The sequence below is a fragment of the Chromobacterium sp. IIBBL 290-4 genome (assembly GCF_024207115.1).
Lineage (GTDB): Bacteria > Pseudomonadota > Gammaproteobacteria > Burkholderiales > Chromobacteriaceae > Chromobacterium.
Genome location: NZ_CP100128.1, coordinates 4,710,862 through 4,728,641 on the forward strand (window position 1 = coordinate 4,710,862; position 17,780 = coordinate 4,728,641).

Genomic DNA, 17,780 nt, shown 5'->3' on the forward strand with positions numbered 1-17,780 from the left:
GGCTGTCACGCTTTGCCCCGTTCAAACTGCGCAACAGCAAACCCTTCCCTACATGGAATATGACAATGGCACGCAAAAACCAGCAAGAACGGCCGGAATCTGCCGGTTTCCGCGCCATTGGGTGTGGGAGGATGTGAAAAAATTCCGTGGATTGCCCCCTCTTCACAGCCTAAGTCATTGATTGTTGAGAACAACCCATCCACGGTTTGCCCTCTGAAATCCACGGTTTCACCTCCCACTTCCACGGTTTGCCCCAATTCTTCCACATCGCCGTTTTACGGCTTCGCCCCTCTTCTTCTCTTCTTCTTTTATAAAAAACAAAGAGATAGGGAAGAAAAGCAGTGAAAAAGGAAGCAAGGGGCCATCCACGGTTTCGGAGCGCTGCTTAAAAATTAATCCACGGGTTTACCGGCCGATGTGGTGGAAATGGTGGATTCGCCCTTCCCTTCATGGCATTGATTTTATTGAGGTTTCTGGCGTACCCACGGAATCGGGGGGAGAGGTGGTGGACAAACCGTGGACGAAAAGCCATTGCAGGACAATGACTTAGGGGTCAATCCACGGTTTCGGAGGGATTTTAGGTGTGGGTGCCTGGCTGGGCGAGGGGGAAAGTGCGGTTTACAATCAACAGCTAACGGCCAAGAGCAGCCATTCAAAGTATAGATTGATTGGTTTAATCTTCGATTCAAAATCGGTGGCAGTGAATCAAATACTACGCCTCATGAAAGGAGTTGTAGTGCATGGCACTATTTACAGAAGCAAGTGTTCGCCAGCGAGCGCAGGCAGAGGTTCGTAAGTCTGGCACAGTCAAGAAGGCAAGTCAGATTGTTCTTGAGGCCTGCGCCTCGTACACACCATCTAAAACCTACGACATTTTCCTTTCACACAGTATCCGTGATGCTGAACTAATTTTAGGAATGAAAGGAATTCTAGAGGACCTAGGATACACAGTGTACGTAGATTGGATAGAAGATCCTCAAATGGATCGATCTACAGTCACTGCGAAAACAGCAGACAAGCTTCGGCAAAGAATGAACTCATCAAAGTCACTATTCTTTGTTACAACTTCTAATGCTGAATCATCACGATGGATGCCGTGGGAATGTGGATTCTTCGATGGAAAGAAGGAAAAAGTTGCGATCGTGCCAATTCAAGCGACATCTACGAGCAATAGTTATTCCGGACAAGAGTATCTCGGCCTATACCCATACGTAGTAAAACAACCGGATGAAAATAGAAAAGAGACGCTTTGGGTTAGGAAGAGCAGCTCAAGATATATTTCATACGATGAATGGGTCTCAACCCCAAATTCTCATATTTCATGGAGGGAAGGATAAATGGAAAAGACTATTGCACATCTTGGTTTTATCCAAGGAGTAATTTCTAGAATGGGAGCAAACTCTTTCCTCCTCAAGGGATGGAGTGTGACACTTGTTGCTGCAATATTTGCCTTGTCTGCTAAGGATGCAAATTTCAAATTTGTATTAATTGCATATTTTCCTGTGATAGTTTTTTGGGTTCTTGATTCCTACTTTCTTCATCAAGAACGGTTGTTTAGGAAGCTATACGAAGGCGTTGCTTCAGGTAGGATTTCAAGCGAAAAATTTACAATGGACACAACGATTGTTCGTAATGACGTTGCCTCCATCTGCTGTGCGGCTTTTTCAAAAACATTGCTTATATTTCACGGAGCCGTCATCGCAATAGTTTTGTTTGCGATGTTCTTCATCATGAAGCCATGATTTACATAGTGCATGAGGCTTAACCCTATTACGCATAGATAGCACTATTCCAAACAATGATTTTCTCTCTTAGATTCATGTTATCTTTCATTAGAAAATGCTTTAGAAAGGCATACAATGAGTTCGCGCAGAATTTATATGGCAATTATTTAAAAACAACCAATCCTTGCTCGGTCAATCCAAGAGAAAAAATGCCAAGTCATCAAGCCATGGCCATAAATTCACTTTCTGCTCGGGGGTCTATATTCCTCTTGCAGTGTTAATTTTTATCTCAAAATCAATCGTAATCGGTTAACTTATGGCAGGCATGCTTAAACGTAAATATTTTTCAGAAACACAAGCATTCAAAAGGGAATTCACAAGACCATTGAGTCAAATTTCAGCGGCGTTACCATCGGAGTACACTGAGCAAACCATTATTGACCTATATAAATATTATTTTCCTCTAGGCTGGATCAGATTAAACAAGAGATACGAAAGCTATAAAAAAAAAGACAGCTTTCTTCAAAACGTTGGCAAGAAGGCAAGATATTTCCATGAAGAACCCATTGCCTTCCTGCTAAATCTTCCAAAAGCAAAACACCTTTTATCAGCAGGTGTAAGAAAAACCCATAAATCAGAATTCTCTCATGAAAGAAGAATGCTGGCCATTAATGCGCTAGAAGAGCAAAGAAATAAAAATACAAACTCTCACAATGAAAAATCACGCAATGCACGAACTTTAGTGCAAGCAATTGAGCCGCTGCATATTGATATTTTTATTTATGCCTATCACAAAAAAGGCTCAACAACGCAAGACAAAGTGGAAATATTCAATGAACTCAAAAAATATGAATGCGAAAAATCAATCCAATTCTTTCATAAGTTAAACGACAGCGAGAGAAATGATCAAATAAGACGCATGGCATTCTCACACTTGCAAAAAATGGGAGAATTTGTAAAACTCAGGAAGCGCTTTAAAGGGAAGTCAAAGTCTTATATGACTGAACGAGAAGCCTTTGACGTAACGCCAAAGGACTTGGCAGATAGAATTGAAAGGAACTCCATCCAAAGCCAGAAGGCTTATGATGTATTTATATCTCATAGCTACCTAGATTCAAAGTTGGTGATCAGTATAAAAAATGAGCTCAACTCAAAAAACATAAGCGTTTACTGTGACTGGACAAATGATAATGACTTCCTGAAACGAGATCTGGCAAGTGAATATACAGAGGTTGTACTAAAGAAAAGAATTGAACAATCAAAGTACTTATTGCTCGTAATAACAGATAACTCCATAGGCCAAGATGGAGAAATAAAGTCAAAATGGGTTGAAATGGAAATTTCTCATGCTGAAAATATATCAAAACAAATATATTGCATAAACCTTAGCGGCGGAAAAACAAGATTTAGCGCCCTTAATCATATGATTACTGGGAAGAACTTATCCATTTCAGAATTTGATGCTGAAAAATTACGCACATAACAAATCATTCCTGGCGGGCTGTGGCCTGAATCTAACGTTAAGGCCGTAAAGGCGCACTCGAAGTGTAGCGTATTGCGCCGAATGTGTGACGATGATTAACTATCACTGAGCATTGTTGATAATCAAGCCCATTTCAATAAATTCCAGTGGTTCTTTGTTTGGCCTTCGGCAATCGTTATTCGACGGGCTGCCGGTTTGCGGCGAGATCGCCCACCATTGGGTTTTCTTCGTGGCTGGTTTTGGGTGGTATTCGTCCGCTATGGGTCGAACGTTGCCATTCAACAATGGCAATGACTCAGCGCTGGGGGCATCGATGGGGGCATTTAAAAAATCGATACAAAAGAAATATATTAAATATCAATAACTTGAAATACCAATTCCATTCCTGTCGGGGACGATGAAATGGCTTGAAAAAATTAAACTAAATAAATTCAATACATTAGAAAACCAATTCGATCCCTTCAAAGACTACCGACCTTCACACCGTCTTGAGTCCAAGAGAGCTGTCTTTGACCAAAGACGCATCAATGTTGGTACATTTGTTGGTATTTAATTTTTAAAATAAAAAATACTTCAATAGTTTCAACAAATTGAATGACGTTTTCGAGAGAGACTCTGGAATCCATCGCCAGCTGGCGGGACGGATTCCGTCCGGCGACGATGGAAGAGTTGCTGGCGGGCGTTGCCCCGCTGATGCCGGTGCTGGACCTGATCCCCAATGCGGCCATCTTCATCAAGGACCGCCAGGCGCTATCTCTGCGCCAACCAGACGCTGGCGCAGCGCTGCGGCCTGAAGGACTTGCCGCCGCTGCTGGGCAAAACCAGCGCCGAAGTGTTTCCCATCCAGCTGGGACAGGTCTACACGGCACAGGATATCAAGGTGCTGCAGGATGGCCAGGTGCTGGAGGGCCAGCTGGAACTGCATCTGTTCAAAAGCCGGGAGCCAGGCTGGTGCCTGACCTACAAATGGCCCTTGTACAACCGGCAGGAAGACATCATCGGCCTGATCGGCATCTCGCTGGATTTGCAGCCGGCCAGCAAGACGCACCCGGCTTACACCCGCCTGGCGGAGGTGGACGAATTCATCCGCCGCCGCTTCAGCCAGCCGATTTCAATGGCGGAACTCACCGCCATCGCCGGCATGTCCACCGCCCAGCTGGAGCGCTATTGCAAAAAGGTGTTCCACCTGTCGCCGCGGCAAATGATACTCAAGGCCAGACTGGAGCATGCGCATCGCTTGTTGCATCTGGAAATGGCCATCACCGAAGTGGCCCTGCGCTGCGGCTATACCGACCACAGCGCCTTCAGCCGCCAGTTCAAGGCCTTGACCGGCCTGACGCCGCGACAGTATCGGCAAGAGCTGGGGAAAAGCGGCAGCTAATGTGGCTGGAGGCGCCGCTAAAAACCTTTGCCATTGTTATACATCCACGTGACCACTCTATACTTCTAACACGCGGGCATGCCTCGACTGCTCTACTTTTCCAAATTTCTTCTAGCCACTTCCGCCCTAACCAAACCTTCACAATCCAAATATTTTTTGAATGGAGGGCGAATCACCCCATTTACCCAGCGAGAATAACTAGCCAATGAAACGGATAAGATAGAAGACATCTCCTTTGGACTACCATTCTCCATTCCTAACCTAGAGGCCCAGCCCTGTATAATTTCCACCATATCCGTGCTCTCATACCACCGCTCGAGCTGTTGCATTTCTTGTGTCTTAGAATCACAAATATTCTGAGCTTGCTCAATAATATGATTGGGCACCTGCTTAGTCCTACCGTAAAGGTAAGAAGACAGCCTGCTCAACCCAATGCCAATGGATTCTGCAAATTCTTTATGCCCTATTCCAGATCTTTCCAACAATTCTCGGAGTAAGAGATGACTAGAGTGGAGTGATTGCGTTGCCTTAGGACTCTCCTCTGCCACGACACCTCCTTCAACATTCCCTTCATCACACACCACCATTCTCACATAGCCCACAGTTGGTTTCATGCCAGATAACCAGCGTTCAACACCGTCCCACTTCCCATCCTTTTCAGCCATCACCATGCTCCTGAAATCGCTTATCTATCTCTTTCCCATAATATTCTATCATCGATTTCACATCCTGATTCGCATTTAAATAAGCGAAATACAATATTACATTCAACGCCTCGTGCGGCAAACTGTTGATAGCCACAACCACATTGCCGCCATGCTTTTCAAATCCCTCCCTCCCCACCTCCAGCTCAAAAGGAAGCTCCAAATCATCAACAGCACCGTCGGCAACCAGATTATTCCCTTCATTTAATTCAGAGTGATTTTCCATCACGGCCCACATTTTCTCCTCCTTTATTTTAAATAACTACCCGGGCACAAACATTGGAGATTGAAACACAATCGAACATAAACTTGACAACATATTAAAATTATCTACCAAAATCGCCCGCACATAAAAGTCAAGACATAAAATACTGAAAATGCAGCACCGCATGCAAAAACACTGCACCCGTTAAATTACCTCATTTCAAAAGCATTAAAGTCATACCAATAACATAGCAAAATCACATATTATCCAGTCATGTCCATCAGACGACTGTCTCAATAAAAATCACAGGCACGATGATCATCAAATACGCCCATTTGAAATTAAATGTCAGAAATTCCTCATAAGTTAACAATTTGCTTCCATCTTGACGCCCCAACACAAAAACCATTGCCAATAGAATAAATTTCCCAATAAAAACAATTGCTTACAATCAAAATCTTAAATAGCAATCTTTCGTTCAAAACAACACAACAAAGGAGAGGCCGCGATTGCTGAGTGTATTGAAAGTAGCAAAGTCAACAAAAAAAGTTTATTCTTTATCAACAACTCTTACTTAATCAAAGCACAGAAAGAAAGCCATGCCGAAACCTCGCCTATCTAAGGGTGTAACAGCACTTGAGGATGCTGACCTCCTGGGAGGACAGCTCATGTGGATGCTGGTTTATCGAGCAAAACGACTTGGCATCACCCAAAAGGAAGTTGCAGAAATCCTTGGAATCACTCGCGCATATTTGGAAGCACTAATGTGGGGACGGAGGCCTGTATCTGAGATAAGCGCAGACATCCTGAAAAAAATAGCAGAGTTCATCGACGCTCCAGTTTCACAGGTTTATTTACTTAGCGGCATATTGAAAATTAGCGACTTCTCCACCCAAGACAACCTTGACCATAGGATGTTGAGTCACTTCAAAACATTGCAACTATCAAACGAGCTAAAAAACATCCTTCCCGATGAAATAGAGTGGTCCACATGGCCACTTGAGCTTCGGCTGTCCATTTGCTTTTTACTAGATGGAATTAATCAAACCAATCACTTTGCACACACACAAATCTCATCAAACATAGAAAAGAAGCAAGTTCAAAATGACTTCCTGAACAAGTTGCGTAAAATCATTTCAGAAAACAATTGGACAATCAATCAAACAGCAGATTATCTTTCCATATCAGTAACTTTCCTAAGAGGCATTTTAAATCAGAAACGCCCCCTCACAGCCTTAAAGCGTGTTCATATAGAAAAGCTGGCTGAAATATTAAAACAACCAATCGCTCAAATTTACGTCTCCACCGGCATTCTTTGCAAAGAAGACTTCCAATGGAATACAACCATAGAATCCAGAGTCAATGCATCCTATGAAACCATGCGCATTGACAAGATCTGGAACGGCATCACCCCTTCATTACACACTTGGAACATCTGGCCTCTATCAGGAAAAATATTAATGACCCAACTTTATGAGAGTGGCGCGCGAACCAACCCGGTAATGGATATCATTCAGGCAGCAGACCAAATTACCCCCTTACCGACACAAACCACTCAACCATTTTAGAATCCACTCCATACATTTATTGCAGGCCGTTTAATCAACAACAATTAAACGGCACTCTATCAAAGCTCTACTTCACCTGAATAGTGAAATTAACCTCATGAAACAGACGTACAACACCTCCACGCTTGGCATTTAATATCGCAGGCAAGTTCACATCCTGCATTCTATACAAATTTGCAGAATACACTCCTGGAGGTGGGCAGGTATCGCCAAGATCTCTTAATAAAACTCCTTGCTCACTCCTCTGCGGACGCTTGCTAGCCTCATGAGAAGCCTTATCAATCACCCTAGTATTCAGATAGCCATCTCCCTCCCCCTTCGCTCCTCGAATTGTGAGACCATAAAGATCAAGCTCAACCTCTGAAGGGGGAGGATCATAATTAAGCGGCAACTCCAATATTCGAAACCTGCGATACTCACTAGGTAAAGATTTCTCAGCCAAAGCAGGCAAGACCATATTTTGCTTTATTACCTTTCCTTTCAACTGCAGCGTCACTTCAATATTACTGCTCTCTTTGGGAAATGCTGCCTTATAATAATAGCCATTCTTACTATCCATTCCTGCCATCATGACATGATTGACACTAATGCTATGTTCATCAAACCTAACTGACATGGCATCATGCTCATCATGAAATACGACATACATCACAATTTCTTTTTCACCACGAACATAGGAGACATTATACTCCGGCACAATAGACATTTTATCTTCATACCAGCGCCAGTTGCCATTCTTCATGCTGCCCCCCATAGCTGAAACACTTAGTCCCAAAATCCCTAAAAGCATAACTATAAGAAAACGGAATGCGCTCATTTTCTATTCCCATTTCTTCGAATAGAACTATCAGGGTCCCCGGTATTGTTCAGATTAAGGAAAAATGCCAATCCATCCACCTGTCCGGCCAATGGATTGCCTTTATCCAAAATCTGGACAGGATTATTAGGGACATAATGATAGCCTGGCCCACGACCATGATAGTTAAATAGGTACCCTGCCGCATCATGCGCAATGCCATGATTGGTTACGACTTCGCGACCACCGCCTGCCGCGTACACAGCATTGCCAATCTCCTTATTTCCCGGCCCCGCGATACCTCCAGTAGGGCTTAGCAATGCGCCGAATACAGGATCCAGACCCATTGCATCGCCAACCATTTTTCCAAAGCGTAGTTGATTATTGGAGGCCATATGATAGCTATTATCTGGAATCGACCCAGATTTCCTCATTGACAATAACGGAACACGCGCCTCTCCTTTTTCATCCTCTCGAAATGGACCGGTTTGAAAATCTCCTCTTTGAGTGGCACGATCTTCTGCCCCCCTAAATAAACCGACAAATTTACTATAATTGCTTGCCATCTCCTCAATCGGCAAACCACGAGCATGGGCAACCTGTTGTAGCGCTCGTTCCAGCTCCAAACCCTTGCTTGGCTCCCACTTTCCTGTAAGCGCATCACGACTGCCTTGCAAGATACTCATGGCTTGCTTCAATTCCTCGCTACCTTCTCCTTGAAAATGCCAACCAGGCAAGTTCATCAAATTCGGACGTGAGAAAACACGGTCAGTCCTCTGCCTGCTATTGAGTTCGGCTGACTCATTCGATATCAATCCTTGTGAGTCCATCCCTGCCGGCTGACTGCCAAGCGATTCACCACTGAAAGACCCCTTCATCTCCTGTTGCTCGCTACGGCGATGAAGTGAGCCCAATTGCACATCGGCTTTAGCTGCTTGGGCTTGTTGCGCATGCTCGGGCTGACTTCTCTGTAAAGCCGAATACCCGGCCGCTTGCGCCATCTCCTCCAACACCGCCCGCGCGCCCGCTCCGCCATCCCCTCGCCCCAACGCCCCATCCAGCTTCTGCGCGAACAGCTCCAGCGCCTCCGATGCGCCGCCTCCCATCGCCTTGGCCTGCCGCTCGCTCGAGGCGAGTTGCTGCTCCAGCCGCTCCGCCTCGGCTCCCGATGCCCGCCGGCCTATCATCCCCCGCACCGCGCTCAAGGCCGACTGCCCGCTGCCGCCATGGCCTTGCCGCTGAAACTGCCGCGCCAATTCCAGCGCCCCGCCTCCACCCTGGACCCTGCCGCCGCTGGCCAGCGCACTGCCCGCACTGCCATTGTCTGCCTCGCGAGCGCCGCCGCCTTCATCCCATCCTGTTGTCGAGGCTCCCACCGCCGAGGCCCCTCCCCTGCGTCGCGCCAGCGCCGCGCTCATCCCCGCCAGCAAACCACCGCCCGCCAAGCCGCCTCCCAGGCCGCCTAGCCCTGCGCTCATCGGCGGCGGCGCCAGCAGCGCGGGGCTGGACATTCCGCCGCTCGCCGCCTGCGGCGCTGCGGCCCCCTCGGATGCTCCGCTTGTCGACATCCCGGCCGCCATCATGCCGCCGGCCCGTTGCGCCAATTGCGCCATGCCATACAGCGAGCCCGTCAGCAGCATCATCGTGATCATCGGCGTCGCCGTGAACAAGGTGTCCGCCATCCCCAGCATCGCATCGACCTGCGCGTGAAAGTCGCGCAGCGCTTCCGGCGTGAACAGCGCCATCGGATCCGCCGTGCCATGCGCCAGATTGGCCAGTTGTTCCCGCATGCTCAGTTGCACATAGGCGTTGACGATCGCCGCCCCTGGCAGCCAGCTGTAAACCCAGACCCCAAACAGCAGGTAGCGCGCCAGCAGCTGGATACCTTGCAGCCCCAGCAGCAGCATCACCACCGCCATCACCGGCGCGAACGCGACGAACAGGAAGGTGCAGATATTCATGGCGTAGGTGATCGTGCCCCGGAACATGCTGCCGGGACCGCTTTCTCTCGCGCCGCTTTCCTGCAGCCCTATGGTGTAGGCGGTATCCGCAGACTGGGCGCTGCCCAGCTTCAGCGCCTGCATCACCAGCGGCGCAAAGACGATGTTCTGCAGGATCTGCGCTCGCGACAGCGGCAAGTTGCCCATTGCCTGCTCCAGCGCGTCATCCACATCCATCGGCGACAACCGGCATTGGCTGCCGCAATCCGGCTTTGCGCCGACCGCGACGCCCAGCTTGAAGGCCAGTCCGTCGTCGCTTTGGCTGCCCAGCCACTGCACGCCCCGCTCCCGCAGCCATTGCGCCGTTTCGCGGCAGGTCCGCACCAGGCTGGGGCCGGGATAGGGCGCGCTGTATGGAGGCCGGGCGTCCCAGACCTGGCTGTAGCCCTGCACCGGACTGCTGGCCAGGTAGTCCAGCACGGCGGCGCTGCGGCCCAGTTCGACGTAATTCAGGCTGTTGCCATTGCTGTCATGCGTGCAGTAGCGGCCGTAGCTGCTCAGCGTGGCGACATAGTCCGCCCCCAGCAAGGGCCCGGCTCTTTGCCCTATCTGGCGCAAACCCTGCGCCAGCCTCAGCGGACGGGCGAAACCGTCCCGCGTCAACACCGATTCCTGTCCGTCCACTCCGGAGAATGCGGTTTCCAATTCTTCGGTCACTTCGCGCGACAGGCCGGAGGCGAAGGCTGCGGTATAGGCGATGGCGATGGGCACGCCATCCACCGGCGCCACCGCCGCCGGCCCGCCATCCATCGCATACAGATTCTCCACCACCACCCGCTCGGTCGGCACGAAGGCCACGCCGTAGGCCACCGCCATCAGCAACACATGATGCACATTGACTTGCTGCCGCAACACGCCACCCACCAGCGCGGCCGTCAGCGTCACCAGCAGGCCCAGGCCGGCGACGGGCCCCAAGCCCAGCGACGATGCGCCATTGGCGAACACGCTGCCTCGGCCGAACAGCATCGCCAGCCCTTCCAGCGCCGCCCGCATCACATGCGGATCTCCCAGGGTGTAGACCGTGACCGACATGGGCTCAGTCCGCCACCGCGCCAGAGCCGCCGCCTGCCGTGTTTTTTTCCGGGAAGTCGTATAGGGATTTGCGCCCCATGATCAGGTCTTCGATCGCCGACTGCGGAATATCCCGTTCTTTCAGCGCATTCAGCAAAAGGTAAGAGCAAGGAAAAACCACGCCGCGGGCGCGCAAGGCCTGGATGGTTTTCTCCTTCCAGGGCTGCTGCTCTTCTGAAACCATGCTGCCCTCCGCCGCCCGCCCCAGTTCCTGCAAGCGATATTGATAGCCGTGCTCAAGCAGCCACAATGCGATATCAAATCTGCCTCTAACACCAATTGCGAGCACTGGCGCACTAGATGAAAGGTTTATGCTTTCATGTACGTGAATATCCGCACCGGCCGCCAGCAAAATCTTGATATTGTCGAATAGGCCGTAATAGGCCGCTAGCAATAGCGGCGCATTGGGCCTGGGCCGCTCCAGGTTCCGATCGCTATTCGGCGCGCCGCCATGTTTCAGCGCCTGCTTGAGAAAAGCGGGATCGGCCGTTCCCGCCGCCAACTCCATGGCGGAAAAGCCATCGTCGATTACCGTCAGATCCTCTTTCAAGCCATGGCCTTTGCCGGATCCCAGCCCATCGCCGCGGCCTCGCAAATTGGGATCGGCACCGTTTTCCAGCAAGACCTGGAAAGTTTTCGGTTGATCAGAGCAGATTGCCCACATCAATACCGGCACGGCGCCGTCCTCTAAATGATTAGGATCGGCCCCACCCCGGATTTGCCGCAATACCTCTTCTACGTCCCCAGCCGCCACGGCTTTCGCCAGTCGCGTGGCCAGGTCTTGCTGATAAGCTTGGCCAAGCGGTCTACCCGCGCACTGCACTTCGCCCGCCAGTACCTCGCATCCGCTCAATGCCGCCACCAGGATCCCTCCCAACAAACACTCAGTGATTTTTCGCATATGGTTGGCCATTTCTGGCGGCCCTGCCGCCTAATATCTTTTGCAAGGTATTCAGGACATTGCCGTTTTTGTGCAAGTCGGGACTATTCTTCAACCGAGCCCAGGTGCCGACAACCGGCTTTTCGTCCAGCCAAGGCGACAACGGGATCTGCAGGCCGGCCGCTTCCGGCACTCTGTCCGCGAAGCCGCCAGGGCCGCCCAAGCTCTGAGGGGACAAAGGCGACAGCAGATTCACCAAGGTATCGGCCACGGCCGAACCTTGGGCCCGATGCAATATCTCGCCATCCAGATAGTAGGCCTTGACGCTTTGTTTCAACCCCTGCAGGGTCCCGCCCAGTTGCCGCACCACATCCTGATGCAAGCCCGCTGCGTTGAAGGTTCGTGCAGGCGATCTCGTTCGCGCTGATGCCATGGAAGCCAAGCCTCCACCAAGAGAGTGCCCGGTATAACTTAAATGCCCTTGAAATTCAGAATTCATTGACAAGGCTACTGCCAAATTTGCAGCCAAACTGTATTGACTTGTCACCACTCCCGCTGCGTTCAAAGCATCGGTAACCATGTCATTTGTCTCACCCTCTGTGCCTCGAAAAGCCACCGTGTAGCGGCCACTGCCCTCATCCCGGTACAGCGCAGAGGCGAAGCCGCTTTTCGCATCCTCGAACATCGATGGACTCAGTCCACGACTTAGCAGCTCGTTCGCGCCCAGCCTATGAATGCCGAAGGCGGCCAGCGCCGATTCCATCTGTCGGATCTGGCTTTGCGTCACAGGATTGGAGGATTGGCGGTGCAGATAGACATCCTCCGATTTCAAATCATCTTTGTAGGCCTCAACCATTTCACTCAATGCCTTCTCTCCGCCCAGCCCGGCTGCAAGCCGGCTCCTGCTTGCCGGATCCGCAAGCTGCCTCGCCAATTGCTGGGATTGCTGATTCAGGCGAGCATATTTGGCCAGATCTTGCTTATCCTGGCTGGATGACGGGGCTTGGCTAGCTTGCGCCGCGCGAGCCAAGCCGCCATACATGGCGGCGTGGGGGGCGGCCTGAGGCGCTGACCCGCCAGCAGACAGCGCCCCTCCGCCATAGCTCATCACCTGCCTCGCGGCAAAAGCGGCCGCTTCTTGCGCTTGTCGCCGCACCTTTCTGTCTGCGGCGTCTTTTTTTGCTGCGTGAACTTTTTTCGCGCCCTCGGGGGGCCTACTGCTCCTATGCGGCAAAGGGCCAGATCCCGCGGTATGTTGCGCCACCTGGCCCTTGGGACTGGAAGGCTCCCCACCCTGTTGGGTTTTAAGAGCTGCCAGCGCGCCAGCATGCCCGCCAGCTTGCGCCATTTCCTCCAACACCGCCCGCGCGCCCGCTCCGCCATCCCCTCGCCCCAACGCCCCATCCAGCTTCTGCGCGAACAGCTCCAGCGCCTCCGATGCGCCGCCTCCCATCGCCTTGGCCTGCCGCTCGCTCGAGGCGAGTTGCTGCTCCAGCCGCTCCGCCTCGGCTCCCGATGCCCGCCGGCCTATCATCCCCCGCACCGCGCTCAAGGCCGACTGCCCGCTGCCGCCATGGCCTTGCCGCTGAAACTGCCGCGCCAATTCCAGCGCCCCGCCTCCACCCTGGACCCTGCCGCCGCTGGCCAGCGCACTGCCCGCACTGCCATTGTCTGCCTCGCGAGCGCCGCCGCCTTCATCCCATCCTGTTGTCGAGGCTCCCACCGCCGAGGCCCCTCCCCTGCGTCGCGCCAGCGCCGCGCTCATCCCCGCCAGCAAACCACCGCCCGCCAAGCCGCCTCCCAGGCCGCCTAGCCCTGCGCTCATCGGCGGCGGCGCCAGCAGCGCGGGGCTGGACATTCCGCCGCTCGCCGCCTGCGGCGCTGCGGCCCCCTCGGATGCTCCGCTTGTCGACATCCCGGCCGCCATCATGCCGCCGGCCCGTTGCGCCAATTGCGCCATGCCATACAGCGAGCCCGTCAGCAGCATCATCGTGATCATCGGCGTCGCCGTGAACAAGGTGTCCGCCATCCCCAGCATCGCATCGACCTGCGCGTGAAAGTCGCGCAGCGCTTCCGGCGTGAACAGCGCCATCGGATCCGCCGTGCCATGCGCCAGATTGGCCAGTTGTTCCCGCATGCTCAGTTGCACATAGGCGTTGACGATCGCCGCCCCTGGCAGCCAGCTGTAAACCCAGACCCCAAACAGCAGGTAGCGCGCCAGCAGCTGGATACCTTGCAGCCCCAGCAGCAGCATCACCACCGCCATCACCGGCGCGAACGCGACGAACAGGAAGGTGCAGATATTCATGGCGTAGGTGATCGTGCCCCGGAACATGCTGCCGGGACCGCTTTCTCTCGCGCCGCTTTCCTGCAGCCCTATGGTGTAGGCGGTATCCGCAGACTGGGCGCTGCCCAGCTTCAGCGCCTGCATCACCAGCGGCGCAAAGACGATGTTCTGCAGGATCTGCGCTCGCGACAGCGGCAAGTTGCCCATTGCCTGCTCCAGCGCGTCATCCACATCCATCGGCGACAACCGGCATTGGCTGCCGCAATCCGGCTTTGCGCCGACCGCGACGCCCAGCTTGAAGGCCAGTCCGTCGTCGCTTTGGCTGCCCAGCCACTGCACGCCCCGCTCCCGCAGCCATTGCGCCGTTTCGCGGCAGGTCCGCACCAGGCTGGGGCCGGGATAGGGCGCGCTGTATGGAGGCCGGGCGTCCCAGACCTGGCTGTAGCCCTGCACCGGACTGCTGGCCAGGTAGTCCAGCACGGCGGCGCTGCGGCCCAGTTCGACGTAATTCAGGCTGTTGCCATTGCTGTCATGCGTGCAGTAGCGGCCGTAGCTGCTCAGCGTGGCGACATAGTCCGCCCCCAGCAAGGGCCCGGCTCTTTGCCCTATCTGGCGCAAACCCTGCGCCAGCCTCAGCGGACGGGCGAAACCGTCCCGCGTCAACACCGATTCCTGTCCGTCCACTCCGGAGAATGCGGTTTCCAATTCTTCGGTCACTTCGCGCGACAGGCCGGAGGCGAAGGCTGCGGTATAGGCGATGGCGATGGGCACGCCATCCACCGGCGCCACCGCCGCCGGCCCGCCATCCATCGCATACAGATTCTCCACCACCACCCGCTCGGTCGGCACAAAGGCCACGCCGTAGGCCACCGCCATCAACAGCACATGATGCACATTGACTTGCTGCCGCAGCACGCCGCCCACCAGCACGGCCGTCAGCGTCACCAGCAGGCCCAGACCGGCGACGGGCCCCAAACCCAGCGACGATGCGCCATTGGCGAACACGCTGCCTCGGCCGAACAGCATCGCCAGCCCTTCCAGCGCCGCCCGCATCACATGCGGATCTCCCAGGGTGTAGACCGTGACCGACATGGCGTTTCCCTAGCGCATGACTAGCGTGGTTGGGCTGCCTGTTTGTCTGAAATTGCGCACCGCGGTAATGAAGGTGTTGTAATCCTCCGCCGTTTTTGCGGCCTCTTTCCGGAGCTGGCTCAATGTGGTTTGAATCGCCGTTCTGCGCGCCTCGAAATCCGGGAGTTTGGGCGTGGAGTCTTGCTTGCCGTTATTGCCGGTATAAGCCTTGTTCACCGATTGCAAAATGGACTCGCCCACCCGCATGGACAGTTCTCTGGCCATGAATGGCTTGCTCAACACCACGACGGTATCGAATCCAGAGGCGTCTTTCTGCGCCTCCAACAAGCCCCATAACACCGGTGTTTGGAAGGAGTTGAGAAAAGCCGTTTGCGAAGCGTTCAGCGGCAGCCCTTTGCGCATCGTATCGACTATCGATCCAGAACGCGGATTAATGTCGGTTTCATCATCCGTCCCATAGAACTTGTTATGCAAAACTGCGGAAATACCCTTGAAATTGAATGGAGTTCTTTCCATTTTGGTACAGCCGCTCACGGGGTCGGGATTACTCTCCGGGCAGCGCCAATACGTAGCTCCCTGGGAATTGCCGCTATCGGCGTTTCCCGTCAAGAACTGTTCAAAGGTCAATGAGAATTCATAAGGCACAGTTTGCGGCGAGCATTGCTTCCCAGCGGCGCAATTGCTGCCATCACTCAACTGCTTCATTTGCACCACGGTGCCGAACATCGAGATGATGTACTCCTTGATCTGCTTGGACTCCGAAGCGCTCAAGCCGCTGAATCCAAATGAATCGCCTGAATCAAGGCCCGTATGCTGGCGTGACAGCGCGCGCCATAGGAAATTACCCCAGGCCGGCATGGTTTCATTCGCATCGGCAGTGCCGTTTTCATTGATGCTTTTCTGCGCGGCGGCTTGGTCGCCCGTTTGGTTGTCTGCCACTTTTTGATCTTCGCTCTTCGCCTTCAGCCATTCAGGCAGCATGTCCTTGACCTCGCTGAAAGCCCCATAGCCGATTGCCTTGCTGATTCGGCAGGTATTCTGGAACATCTGGTTTAGCTGCTGCACTTTCTCGGCCAAGCCCGACAAAACCGAATGCAGCGAGCCGCTGAGCGTCTGCAGCGCCATTTCGAAGAAAAAACCAATCGCCGCGGATCCGATATTGCGCAGCAATTGCCGAAACTCTTCGGCATTAATGAAGGAGAAGGCGCCCATATACAGGGACACGCCACGGCAACCGGCCTCAATTCTCGGTGGATCAAAAGACACCAGGTTGAATTGGCGTTGTGGCGACCTCAAGGAAACAGACCCCAGCGATGCGCCGAAACGGCGTTGGGTCTCCCAGGTGGAAGGCGGCGTCATCGTCGACTTCCACATACCCTCCACTTCGTTTTTCAAACTCGCCAGCGCAGGCGCGGGACTGAATGCCAAGGACAGCATCAACAATGAAACAAGCAATTTGGGTTTCATCAGTAGCGCCCTTTCAAAGTCTGCCGCAAATAGCTGACCCAAGACTTGGGATCATCGGGATCTATGCCGCGCTTTTTCAGGTCGGCCAGATCATCCGCCTGCAACCGCCCTCTTTCGAATGGATTGATCTCCCGCGCCACTTCGGCCGAAAGCAATTTGCTGTGATTCGCCGCCAGCAAGATGCGGTCCTCCAGCTCGCTTTGCGCCAACGCGCCCTGAGCGACTATGGCCATAGTATTCGGCGGGGATACCATCACAATCGATGGCGTCAGGCTCAAGCCCAGTTTGGCGAACTGCCCTTCGTCGGCGACATAATCCGTCATGCCTTGCAACGGCACATTATCCAGACTGACATACTTGACCAGGAAGCCCCGCTTTTGCGCGACCGCTTTCACCGTCTCATACTGGATGGCGCAAAACTTGGGACAGCGCGACGAAAAGAAAAACCATAAGGCGGCGCGCTGGCTCAGATCCTCCAAAGCACGGCTCTTCGCTTTGGCGCTTTCCGCCATCACATAAAACGAAGCCGCGTTGGAAAAGGGAAACCGATTATTTTCATCCAGATAAGGATCGGTTTTCGCCACATAAGCCGCAACATCGGAGAAGGTTTCGGCTTTATCGAACATCACCCGCTGCGCATAGAGATAATTCGAGACATTTTCTTCGCTTGGTTCGTTGATTGCGATTTCCCGCAACTCATCCAAGTTCTTCTGGAACCACTTCACCGAAAACGGCACGCTGACATCGTCAACTTTTGGCGAAGTCTTTGCGGAAGCCGCTGTCTCCTGCGTGTCCTGAATGGCCGGCGCGATTGGCGGCTGCGTCGCCGCGGGCGCGGCTTGAACAGGTTTCGCCTTGGGATCCTGATACCAATACCAACCCTCCGCCTTACGGTCGAAAAAACCGCCGCGCGCGCTGCCCAGCAGCGCCAGCCCCAAAAGCACAGCAAGAGGTTTGACAAGACGGGAAGGAAATTTCACACGCAGCTCCAAGCTAAGGAACAGCTGAAAACCTTTCAGCACAAAAAATAATAAAGTATAAGACTACATTTGCACCAAACAATACACCAAGCAGCGATAAATGTCATATTTTTAATTATTTATCATCGTAAATTGCTGATTT

The 17,780-nt window shown here is 52.8% G+C and carries 14 protein-coding genes; 5 read left to right on the plus strand and 9 right to left on the minus strand.

Annotated elements, in window-relative coordinates; all coding sequences use genetic code 11:
- The first annotated feature begins 740 nt into the window (after positions 1-740).
- The 3 genes from NKT35_RS22210 (at position 741) to NKT35_RS22220 (ending at position 3,207) form a co-directional block, all read left to right on the plus strand.
- Entirely contained in the window at positions 741-1,337 is a 597-nt protein-coding gene (locus NKT35_RS22210) for a toll/interleukin-1 receptor domain-containing protein (RefSeq protein ID WP_254297386.1), read from the plus strand.
- Entirely contained in the window at positions 1,338-1,742 is a 405-nt protein-coding gene (locus tag NKT35_RS22215) for a hypothetical protein (RefSeq protein ID WP_254297388.1), read from the plus strand. It abuts the gene before it with no gap.
- A 298-nt stretch (positions 1,743-2,040) separates the two neighbouring features.
- Positions 2,041-3,207, plus strand: coding sequence for a toll/interleukin-1 receptor domain-containing protein (locus NKT35_RS22220; RefSeq protein WP_254297390.1), 1,167 nt, complete (start codon positions 2,041-2,043; stop codon positions 3,205-3,207).
- Between the two features lie 524 nt (positions 3,208-3,731).
- Here the strand turns inward: NKT35_RS22220 and NKT35_RS22225 are convergent.
- Entirely contained in the window at positions 3,732-3,941 is a 210-nt protein-coding gene (locus tag NKT35_RS22225; protein ID WP_254297392.1) for a hypothetical protein, read from the minus strand.
- Here NKT35_RS22225 and NKT35_RS22230 point away from each other — a divergent pair.
- Positions 3,926-4,588: an AraC family transcriptional regulator gene (locus NKT35_RS22230; RefSeq protein ID WP_254297394.1), complete on the plus strand. Its 663-nt coding sequence runs from the start codon at positions 3,926-3,928 to the stop codon at positions 4,586-4,588. The two genes, NKT35_RS22225 and NKT35_RS22230, sit on opposite strands and share 16 nt — an antisense overlap.
- Positions 4,589-4,680: 92 nt before the next feature.
- Here the strand turns inward: NKT35_RS22230 and NKT35_RS22235 are convergent, their stop codons facing one another.
- Together NKT35_RS22235 and NKT35_RS22240 are read right to left on the minus strand one after the other, a co-directional pair.
- Complete coding sequence (locus tag NKT35_RS22235; protein ID WP_254297397.1) at positions 4,681-5,253, minus strand: hypothetical protein; 573 nt, start codon at positions 5,251-5,253, stop codon at positions 4,681-4,683.
- A complete protein-coding gene (locus NKT35_RS22240; RefSeq protein WP_254297399.1) occupies positions 5,246-5,530 on the minus strand; it encodes a hypothetical protein in 285 nt (94 codons plus the stop codon). The genes NKT35_RS22235 and NKT35_RS22240 overlap by 8 nt, the downstream gene beginning before the upstream one ends.
- Positions 5,531-6,165: 635 nt before the next feature.
- Here NKT35_RS22240 and NKT35_RS22245 point away from each other — a divergent pair.
- A complete protein-coding gene (locus tag NKT35_RS22245; protein ID WP_505190933.1) occupies positions 6,166-7,065 on the plus strand; it encodes a helix-turn-helix domain-containing protein in 900 nt (299 codons plus the stop codon).
- 67 nt (positions 7,066-7,132) lie between these two features.
- On the opposite strand, the gene NKT35_RS22250 is transcribed toward NKT35_RS22245, so the two are convergent.
- The 6 genes from NKT35_RS22250 to traF are packed head-to-tail and all read right to left on the minus strand — an operon-like array spanning position 7,133 to position 17,650.
- Complete coding sequence (locus NKT35_RS22250) at positions 7,133-7,882, minus strand: hypothetical protein (protein WP_254297404.1); 750 nt, start codon at positions 7,880-7,882, stop codon at positions 7,133-7,135.
- The gene (locus NKT35_RS22255; RefSeq protein WP_371926406.1) at positions 7,879-10,893 is read right to left on the minus strand and encodes a conjugal transfer protein TraG N-terminal domain-containing protein; all 3,015 of its coding nucleotides are present in this window, start codon (positions 10,891-10,893) and stop codon (positions 7,879-7,881) included. The genes NKT35_RS22250 and NKT35_RS22255 overlap by 4 nt, the downstream gene beginning before the upstream one ends.
- Before the next feature lie 4 nt (positions 10,894-10,897).
- Entirely contained in the window at positions 10,898-11,833 is a 936-nt protein-coding gene (locus tag NKT35_RS22260) for an ankyrin repeat domain-containing protein (RefSeq protein ID WP_254297406.1), read from the minus strand.
- Entirely contained in the window at positions 11,817-15,191 is a 3,375-nt protein-coding gene (locus NKT35_RS22265; RefSeq protein WP_254297408.1) for a conjugal transfer protein TraG N-terminal domain-containing protein, read from the minus strand. Before NKT35_RS22265 ends, NKT35_RS22260 begins: the two co-directional genes overlap by 17 nt.
- A 9-nt stretch (positions 15,192-15,200) precedes the next feature.
- Complete coding sequence (locus tag NKT35_RS22270) at positions 15,201-16,658, minus strand: conjugal transfer protein TraH (protein WP_254297410.1); 1,458 nt, start codon at positions 16,656-16,658, stop codon at positions 15,201-15,203.
- Positions 16,658-17,650, minus strand: a complete 993-nt coding sequence (gene traF, locus NKT35_RS22275; protein ID WP_254297413.1) for a conjugal transfer protein TraF — start codon at positions 17,648-17,650, stop codon at positions 16,658-16,660. Before traF ends, NKT35_RS22270 begins: the two co-directional genes overlap by 1 nt.
- Positions 17,651-17,780 lie beyond the last annotated feature (130 nt).